Annotated in this window: 10 protein-coding genes and 1 tRNA gene; 2 read left to right on the forward strand and 9 right to left on the reverse strand. The window is 66.7% G+C overall.

All coding sequences use genetic code 11. The features are described from left to right. Positions 1-277 precede the first annotated feature (277 nt). The 5 genes from QMX82_RS20180 to QMX82_RS20200 form a co-directional block, all read right to left on the reverse strand. Positions 278-532, reverse strand: coding sequence for a hypothetical protein (locus tag QMX82_RS20180; protein WP_208693968.1), 255 nt, complete (start codon positions 530-532; stop codon positions 278-280). Positions 533-697: 165 nt separating this feature from the next. Further along, on the reverse strand, positions 698-2338 hold the full coding sequence (locus tag QMX82_RS20185; RefSeq protein ID WP_282286924.1) for a methyl-accepting chemotaxis protein: 1641 nt from the start codon (positions 2336-2338) through the stop codon (positions 698-700). Between the two features lie 109 nt (positions 2339-2447). Next, complete coding sequence (locus tag QMX82_RS20190) at positions 2448-3389, reverse strand: Gfo/Idh/MocA family protein (RefSeq protein WP_282286926.1); 942 nt, start codon at positions 3387-3389, stop codon at positions 2448-2450. Between the two features lie 66 nt (positions 3390-3455). Further along, complete coding sequence (locus QMX82_RS20195) at positions 3456-4529, reverse strand: saccharopine dehydrogenase family protein (protein ID WP_133861351.1); 1074 nt, start codon at positions 4527-4529, stop codon at positions 3456-3458. Between the two features lie 324 nt (positions 4530-4853). Next, positions 4854-6014 carry a PQQ-dependent sugar dehydrogenase gene (locus QMX82_RS20200; RefSeq protein ID WP_282286929.1) on the reverse strand — a complete coding sequence of 387 codons (1161 nt, stop codon included), beginning with the start codon at positions 6012-6014 and terminating at the stop codon, positions 4854-4856. Positions 6015-6042: 28 nt separating this feature from the next. Between QMX82_RS20200 and QMX82_RS20205 the strand changes: the two genes are divergently transcribed. Further along, on the forward strand, positions 6043-6513 hold the full coding sequence (locus QMX82_RS20205) for a hypothetical protein (protein WP_282286931.1): 471 nt from the start codon (positions 6043-6045) through the stop codon (positions 6511-6513). A 10-nt stretch (positions 6514-6523) separates the two neighbouring features. On the opposite strand, the gene sugE is transcribed toward QMX82_RS20205, so the two are convergent. The 4 genes from sugE to QMX82_RS20225 all read right to left on the reverse strand — a co-directional run bounded on the left by sugE (position 6524) and on the right by QMX82_RS20225 (position 8060). Further along, complete coding sequence (gene sugE, locus QMX82_RS20210) at positions 6524-6841, reverse strand: quaternary ammonium compound efflux SMR transporter SugE (RefSeq protein ID WP_282286933.1); 318 nt, start codon at positions 6839-6841, stop codon at positions 6524-6526. A 176-nt stretch (positions 6842-7017) separates the two neighbouring features. Then, a complete protein-coding gene (locus QMX82_RS20215; protein ID WP_282286934.1) occupies positions 7018-7404 on the reverse strand; it encodes a hypothetical protein in 387 nt (128 codons plus the stop codon). Positions 7405-7501: 97 nt separating this feature from the next. Next, positions 7502-7732: a hypothetical protein gene (locus QMX82_RS20220; protein ID WP_282286936.1), complete on the reverse strand. Its 231-nt coding sequence runs from the start codon at positions 7730-7732 to the stop codon at positions 7502-7504. 251 nt (positions 7733-7983) lie between these two features. Next, a tRNA-Arg gene (locus QMX82_RS20225) sits at positions 7984-8060 on the reverse strand. A gap of 342 nt (positions 8061-8402) precedes the next feature. On the opposite strand from QMX82_RS20225, the gene QMX82_RS20230 reads away from it, so the two are divergent. Next, positions 8403-8616 (forward strand): aldehyde dehydrogenase family protein (locus QMX82_RS20230; RefSeq protein WP_282286937.1); only part of this gene is annotated, 214 nt, incomplete at its 3' end.

The following is an 8616-nucleotide window of genomic DNA, read 5'->3' on the forward strand; positions in this document are numbered from 1 at the left end:
GGAGCCAAAAGGCACCCGTTTGGCATCTTTTCGATGACGTTCAAGGAAATGGAGCGACAAGGCACGGGAGAGGTTCCCACTGATCGGCAGCGGATGTAGCGGGCCGGACTGCGTTCTTGCCTGGCTTTTACCCAGGCTTACGTCCTTTTCGGCTCGGCCCGGCGTCCAATGACGTCGAGCAGGGAAGGGCTCTTCGAGAGGGAAGAAAATCGCGCTGGTGAGAAGCGCCAGAGTGGCCGTACTGGTGGCCCAGGAGGTAGCCCGGGGCAGTCTTGCCTCAGGCGTCGAGCAGCTCCAGGCGCAGGGCAACGCCCGTCCGCTGCAGGGTGAGGATATCCGCCTCGCGACAGCCGATCAGTCGGCCTTCGGCAGTGCGCAGCTGGTCATCTTCCAGCTGGGCATAGGACTGCGGTTGTTTGCCATCGCCCGCGACCATGATGTACAGCTGCCCACATAGCAATTGCCCAGCCAGACGACCATCGTCCAGGCCGATCAGGCGATAGCTGCGGCGGGCATCGTAGGTGAAGCGCATGGGAGCATCCATTCAGGTCTTTCAGCTCAGAGCCGCTCTGGCGCGCAATGTTCAATTGCGAACATCGGCGCGTCGGGCCAGCAGGTCCCTGGCTGTGCCGAAAACCTGCCACTCGCTGGGGTGAGGGCAGGCTGACCGCCGGTCGGAAGTCTCCTGGACGGCCGATCAATAACGGAATTGCGCCACCAGGCTCTGGAAGGAGCTGGCCAGTCGCGACAGCTCCTGGCTGGAGGCGGCGGTCTGCTGGGCCCCGGTAGCGGTCTGGGTGGACAGGTCCTGGATATTGACCAGGTTGCGATCCACTTCGCGGGCGACCTGGGCCTGCTCTTCGGCGGCACTGGCGATCACCAGGTTGCGCTCTTCGATCTGGGCGACCCCGGCAGCGATGCGATCCAGGGCTTCACCGGCCCGGTTGGCGCGCGCCTGGGTGCTGTCGGCCAGGGACTGGCTCTTGTGCATGGCGCCCACTGCTTCCTCGGCGCTGCTGCGCACGGCGCTCATCATGCGTTCGATCTCGCCGGTGGACCCCTGGGTGCGATGGGCCAGGGCACGGACCTCGTCCGCCACCACGGCGAAGCCGCGGCCCTGTTCGCCCGCCCGGGCGGCCTCGATGGCGGCGTTGAGCGCCAGCAGGTTGGTCTGCTCGGCGATCCCGCGGATCACCTCCAGCAACTTGCCGATCTCGCGCACCTGGCCTTCCAGGGTCTGCACCTTCTGGGTCGAATCGGTGATCTCGCTGGTCATCACCGCCATGGCCTGGGCCGCCTGCTGCACCTGCTCGCGACCCTGCTGGGCTTCGCGGCTGGTGTCCTGGGAGGCAGTGGAGGTGGAGGCGGCATTGCGCGCCACCTCTTCCACGGCGGCGGTCATCTGATTGACTGCGGTGGCGGCCTGCTGCACCTCATCGTGCTGGCGAACCTGGCCACGCGAACTCTCCTCGGTCACCGCGTGCAATTCCTCGGCGGCCGCGGCGAGCTGGCTGGAGGCACCGGCCATCTGTTGCACGGTGTCTTTCAGGCTGCGCTGCATGCCGCCGAGGGCCTGCAGCAGCTGGCCGACTTCGTCGCGGCGACTGCTCTGGATCGGCTGGGTCAGATCGCCCTGGGCGACGCGCTCGGCGCTGCCCACCGCCTGGCGGATGGGCGAAACGATCAGGCGCGTGATGACGATGCTCAGCGCCAGGGCACAGAGCGTGGCCAGCAGCAGCCCCAGGCCGAGTGCCCAGACCGCTTTCTGGTAGGCAGCATGCGCGGCGTCGCCGGCTTCGGCGCTCTGGCGCTTGTTGGACTGAATCATGATCTTGAACGAGGCCATGGTCTTGCGGTAGGTGGGTTGCACCTGCTCGTTAAACAGCTTGGCGGCACCGGCTACGTCCTTGGCGGCCAGTCGCGCCAGGATGGCGTCGGTACCGGCGATATAGCTTTTCCAGTCCTGCTCGAAGGCATCACCGGCCTGCTTTTCATCGGCCTGCAGCGGCGTGGTGCGATAGGCGGCGAAGGGTTTCTCGGCATCGGCCTGGTTGTCACGCAGAGAGGTGATGACGGTCTGCAGGTCGCTCTGGGGTGCCTCGCCATAGGCCATGGACAGCACGCGGAACAGATCGCGGTTGTGGCCGATGACATTGCTCTTGGCATCGTTGAGCAGGCTGATGGAGAGCAGCGTGTCGCCCAGCACGTTATCCAGCTGAGCGTTGACGCTGCGGATACCGCTGAAGCCGACGGCGCCGATGCCCAGGGTGATGGCCGTGCACAGGCCAAAGGCCATGGCGAGTTTCTTCGCCAGTGCCAGATTGTTGAACCAGACCATGGAGCCTTCCTTTCTGCGAGGTGGGTATCAGCCAAGTTGCGCTGGATACCCTCGCTATCGGCATAAACAGTCCGACCTTTAGGTGGCCCCGGAGCGTCCGATTCCGCCTTCAACCGCGTCCATAGAGGCGATCGAGCAGCCTATTGGCCGTCAGCGCCTCTTGCAAAGTGGCCAGTTCCGGTCGCGGTTGGCCGAGCAGCTGATCGAACACCGCCTGGGCGCCCTGGGGCACGCCGGGGTCCACGCCCTCGGCCAGCACCTGGCGATTGCCCTTGGCGTCGTGCAGCACCAGGCGCCCCGCGGAAAGCTCCAGGGTTCCGGCGCTACCGTCCAGACGAATGGCCAGCCGCGGACCCCGCAGGGTGGCGCTGGCGCGCAGATGAATCGGCAGATCACCGGCCTGGAGCAAGGCCTCGCCGCCATGATCCAGCGGCCAGCGCGGATCGCGGTCCAGTCGGCTATGGGCGACCGTCAGGGCCTCACCGCATAGCCAGGCGCTGAAATCCAGCAGGTGCACGGCCAGGTCGCCAAAGGCGCCATAGCCCATGCGGCGCTCGTCCAGATGCGCCGGCCAGTCGCTGAGCCAGCCCTCCAGCAGCCCCGGGTGGCCGGCGGTCAGTGACAGGTGGCTGAGGCTGCCGATGGCGCCGTCCCGTGCCCGCTGGCGCAACAGCTGCAGGGCCGGGTCGGTACGCAGATAGAAGCCGCTGAAGCAGGAACGCCCGGCGAGCTGATCGGCCAGGGCGGAGGCACGGGCTGCCGAGACGGCCAGCGGCTTTTCCACGAAGAGATGACGGGCTCGGGGGAGCAGGGCGGTCACCGCCGCCTCGTGATCCTCGATGGCGGTGGTGACGAAGGCCAGGTCCACCTCGGGCAACCGGGCGAAGTCATCCACTACCGGCAGACCCCGAGGGGCAGCGAGGCGCCGGGCGCGGGCGGGATCGCGTTCGCTGGCCACCGCCACTACCCGCACGCGCGGATCGGCCAGGCTGGTGTCCAGATAGTCCTGGGCGTGGATCTGTTCGCAACCGACGATGGCGACGCTGAGCATGACGAGGGGTCCTTTAACGGTAACTGTTCCGTTATGGACCCCTGGTCTGCCGCTAAGCTTCCCCGATCAGACCGGCTGGTAGGCCTTGCCGAAACGGTTGGCCAGGAAGGCCTCCATGTCCACCTGCTCCTGGGCGATGAAGCCGCGCTGCGGCAGTTTGCCTTCGCGGAACAGATCCAGGGCGGTGCAGATGCCGGCCGCGGTGGTGATCTGGATGGCGCTGGTCAGGCGACCGTCGCGCTCGGCGGCAAAGATCTTGCGGCTGAACACCTCCTGCACCAGCTTGCCACCGCGCATCCCGCTGACGGTGACGAACACCAGCACCACGTCCTGCATGGTGGTGGGCACGGCGCCGCGCAGGATGTTCTTGAGCTGCTCCTGGTCACCGGCCAGGCGCAGGTCTTCCAGCAGGAACTTCATCAGGTCACGGTGACCGGGATAGCGCACGGTCTTGTAGTCCAGGGTTTCCACCTGGCCCTGCAGCGTCTCGCAGAGGGTGCCCAGACCGCCCGAGGTGTTGAAGGCCTCGTATTCCACGCCGTCCAGGGAGAAGTGCTCCAGGCCTTCCAGCGGCTGCACCAGTTGCAGCTCGCCGTTGCGCACGGCTTCGCAGGGGTGGCAGTACTCGTTGACCAGGCCGTCGACGCTCCAGGTCAGGTTGTACTTCAGGGCATTGGTGGGGAATTCCGGCAGGGCGCCGACACGCATCTTCACCTCGCGCACGCTATCGAAGCGCTTGGCCAGGGAGTGCGCGGCGATACCGATGAAGCCGGGCGCCAGACCGCACTGGGGCATGAAGGCATTGCTCGCGCCCTCGGCCAGCTGGCGGATGGTCTTGGTCGCCTTCACATCTTCGGTCAGGTCGAAATAGTGGGTGTTGGTGGCCTTGGCCGCCTGGGCCACCGGAATCGCCAGATGATAGGGCAGGGCATTGAGCACCACGTCCTGGTCGTCCAGGGCCGCGGCCAGGGCGCTGGCGTCGGCGGTATCCAGGGTCCGGGTCTGCACGCCCAGGGCGGCGATGGCCGCCAGGGCGCGCTCGTCGCGATCCGCCACCGTCACCTGGTAGTCGCCACTGGCGTGCAGCAATTGCGAAATGGTGTAGCCGATATGGCCGGCGCCGAGCAGGGTGACTTTCATGGCGGGATCCTCCGTGGTTGAGGCTCCAGCTTAGAAAGCGGCGCTGTCAGATGTGAGCGTCAGAGCGTCGAATCGTTGTGCTTTATTTGACGAAACGGCGGAATATTCGTCGTTTCGACGAGGCGGCTCGCGGCTCACCCGAGTTGCCGCCCCAACAGGCTATCGATGTCTCCGTAGGTTGGGTGAGACGGCTCTAGCGTCGAAGCCCAACATGGCGAGCCACGAGGCGACGTTGGGCTTCGCTGCGCTCAACCCAACCTACCGCGTACCGGCATGGCCGCGACTGGCGCTGTATAGGATCGGCACCACGGCTGTACTCACTTCCTACCCCGGCACTACCCGCAACAGCTGGCCCTCCTCACCATCGGTGAGCAGCCAGAGATTGCCGTCCGGGCCGCTGCGCACGTCGCGCAGCCGCTGTTCCAGTTCCTGGAACAGCAGCTCCTGCGGACCAGGCATACCCTCAACCAGCGGTATCCGCCGCACCGACTTCTCCCGCAGCGCCGCCACGAACAGACTGCCGCGCCAGGCGGGAAAGCCCTGGCCGTCGTACCAGGTCATTCCGGCGGGCGCGATCGACGGCGTCCATTCCAGCAGCGGCGGGGTGATGCCCGGCAAGTCGCGAAAGGGCGAGATGCGCGCGCCGGTGTAGTCCACGCCGCCGGTGGTCAGCGGCCAGCCGTAGTTGGCACCGGCGCGGATCAGATTGAGTTCGTCGCCACCCTTGGAGCCATGCTCGTGCTCGTATAGCGCCTGGCGCTCGGGCACCCAGACCAGACCCTGGGGATTGCGATGGCCGAGGCTGTAGATCTCCGGCAGGACGCCGGGTCGCTTGATGAAGGGGTTGTCCGCCGGCACCTGGCCGTCGCGGGTGATGCGCACGATCTTGCCCAGATGCGTATCCAGTCGCTGGGCATCGGTGCGCTCGACGTTGCCGTCGCCCAGGGCGATGGCCAGGGTGCCGTCGCCGAGCAGGGCCATCCGCGCCCCGAAGTGCTGCCCGAAGGCCTTGGCCGGCTGGCTGGTGAACAGCGGTTGGACGTCCTGCAGGCGTCCGCCGTCCAGCCGGGCGCGCACCACCCTGAGGTGATTGGCCGGGCGCGTGCCCGTCGCATGGGAGAGGTAGATGAGCTGGTTGCCAGCGAAATCCGGGTCCGGCAGCACCTCGAACAGACCGGCCTGGCCTTCGGTATAGAGCTCGGGCAGTCCGCTCACGGCTTGCGCCTGCAGCCTGAGGCGGCCGGTACCGTCCGGCACCAGCAGCCGCAAGCGCCCGGCGCCCTCGGTCAGGAGCGCCCGGCCATCGGGCAGGAAGGCCAGCGACCAGGGTCTATCCAGCCCGGTCGCCACCGTCTCTATCCGGTAGGCCGGCGCCGCCAGCGCCAGCGGAACCGCCAGCAGGGCCAGCCACGCCAGCCAGGCCCAGCGGCCGGAAGCTTTAGGTAACGCTTGAGGTCTGTTCCGGGTACCCGCTTTCGCTAGCATCTGCCTCTCTCCAAGGGATCTTCCGACCATGCCCCAACCGCTCTGGCGCGCCCTGTTGCAACCGCGCACCCTGCTGGCGTTCGCCGCGGCCCTGCTGCTGACCACCGCCTGGGGCAGCCTGGTGCAGACCCAGTACAACCTGGCGGCCCTCCAGGGACTCGGCCAGCCGATCGACCTGGCCACGCGCGGGCGGACCTCACTGGATGATCTGCTGGGCTTCGGACCCGTCTATGCCGCCATCGTGCTCGCCGCTTGGTTACCAGCCTTTGCCGCGGCCCTCTGGTTGGGTCGTCACGGCGGTGCCTATCGCGCCTGCCTGCTGCCGCTGGCCAGCAGCCTCAGCCTGATCGCCGCCATCCGCCTGATCGACGCCTTCGCGCCCATGCCGGTGCTTATCTACGCCACGCGCACCCTGGAGGGATTGCTGGCGATGGCCGTGGATGGGCTATTCGGCGGGCTGCTGTTCATCTGGCTGGCCCGCCCGGTGATCCCGCGCTAGGGGAGAGCGCTCAGGACGAGGTCAGCTTCATCAGCACCAGCCCGCTGACGATCAGCGCGGCGGCCAGGATGCGCAGCGGACTCGCCGCCTCGCCCAGGACCAGGATGCCGACCATGAAGGCGCCGATCGCGCCGATACCGGTCCAGATCGTATAGGCGGTGCCCAGCGGCAGGCTGCGCATGGCGATCGACAGCAGCGCCACGCTGGCCACCATGGCGACCCCGGTGATGATCGTCGGCGTGAGGCGGGTGAAGCCCGCGGACTGCTTCATGTAGAACGCCCAGACCACCTCGAGCAGTCCCGCGCACACCAGATAGAACCAAGCCAACGACGGCCTCCTGTAAAACCGGGCCGTCCCGGAACGCTGCCCACCGATCGCCGGGGTCGTCCCCGTGGGCCAAGAGAGCAGGACGGCAAGCTGTGTTACCGCCTGATCGGCCCCATTATCCTAGCCGTTCATGGCCGCGCCTTTCGACCCAACCTGGCAGGCGCACCCAGCATCCGCTAGCGCGGCTGGCAGATCTGCGTGGCGATCCCGTCGAATTCCCGATCGAAACTGGCCCGCTCGGCCGCGCTGAGAAAGCCCTGCTGCCTGACCAGGACATCGGTCTGGCTGCGCACCGCGGCGATGCGCTCGCTGAAGGCCTTCGCCTGTTCCTGACTGATCCGCCGCGCCTTGCGCGCCGTGCTCACATCCGCCAGCAGCACATTGGCCCGCAGCGAGACATGCGCCTGCCGCGGATCGCTGATGGCGCCGCCCAGCTCGCCCGGGAGTTGACGCTGCTGCTGCAGGTCGCAGCTCGGCAAGCCGAGAGCGTCGTGCCGAACCGGCTCCCGGGTACAGGCGCCCAGGGCGAGGGGCAGCAGCAACAGGGGAATCAGGGATTTCATCCAGGTCTCCTCGGGGCCGTAGTGGAGACCTTGAGAGCACCGGACGGGCGCTTCGTTCAAGCAGGGCTCTGCGCCGGGCCCTGGCAAAGCCCTGAGGCTAGTCGTCCCGCCGCGCTTGCCGTTCCAGCGCTGTCAGCTGCAGCCGCGCCCCCTCGGCCACCGGGCCCCTGCCGACCGCACTGCTCTGCAGCAGCGACAGATTCAGGGCGTGAGCAGCTGCCTCTATCCCTGGACGGATGGCATGGCCGGCCTGGGCCAGGGCGGTGTCTTCGGTCAGGAGCGGAGCGGCGAGAAAGAGGGTAACCGAGCTGGTCAGGAGGTATCTCATGAGGCGTCCTTGCGAGGTGATCCCAGGGTATCGGCATCCGGCCGGCTGGTTGGAGCGGGTCCAGGGACAGAGCTTAGAGCAGAATCGCGAGGGTGGTAGTGATAACGGTCAGATAAATCACGCCGGTAATCTGGCGAAGGTCTTTTCACGAAAGGCCTGTGCGTCTTGGAAAGGCTTGAGCGATAGCCAGAAACAGCAAAGCCCGCGCGATGGCGGGCTTTGCTGAGGTTCACGCGACGGTGAACGGGAGATGGCGCACTCGGCGGGATTCGAACCCACGACCCCTGCCTTCGGAGGGCAGTACTCTATCCAGCTGAGCTACGAGTGCAGCGATTCAGTGACGCTGAATCGGTCGCCATCATACTCACCTTGCCCCCGACCGTCCATGCCCGGATGCACGATGTTGTTGATTTTGAACGACTGTTTCGCGAGGTGTGGCGAGGGCTGCATAAACAAGGAGGAGGGCCGCGCGAAAACCGCTCCGGCGCTCTTGCGCGGGGGTTCAATATTCTCCTAGGATGCGTTCAATATTTCGAACGCCCATAGCGGTTCGGACGTTGCTCGAGCGGGCGCTGAACGGTGGCGATGCCAGCGTTTCCAGGCCTGACCCTATCGCAGGCGCAGGGGTGTCATGCCCTTGCTTCCGGCCCTTTCAGCCAAGGAGACCGTAATGCAGCTCAAAGACGCTTCCCTGTTTCGCCAGCAAGCCTATGTCGACGGCGCCTGGATCGACGCCGACAGCGGTGCCACCGTCACCGTGGACAACCCGGCCACCGGCGAGACCCTGGGCACCATTCCCAAGCTCGGCCGCGCCGAGACCAAGCGTGCCATCGACGCCGCCAATCGCGCCCTGCCGGCCTGGCGCGCGCTGACCGCCAAGGAGC

Origin of the sequence: Pseudomonas sp. PS02302 (genome assembly GCF_029959585.1) — a bacterium.
Taxonomy (GTDB): Bacteria; Pseudomonadota; Gammaproteobacteria; order Pseudomonadales; family Pseudomonadaceae; genus Chryseomonas; species Chryseomonas aestiva.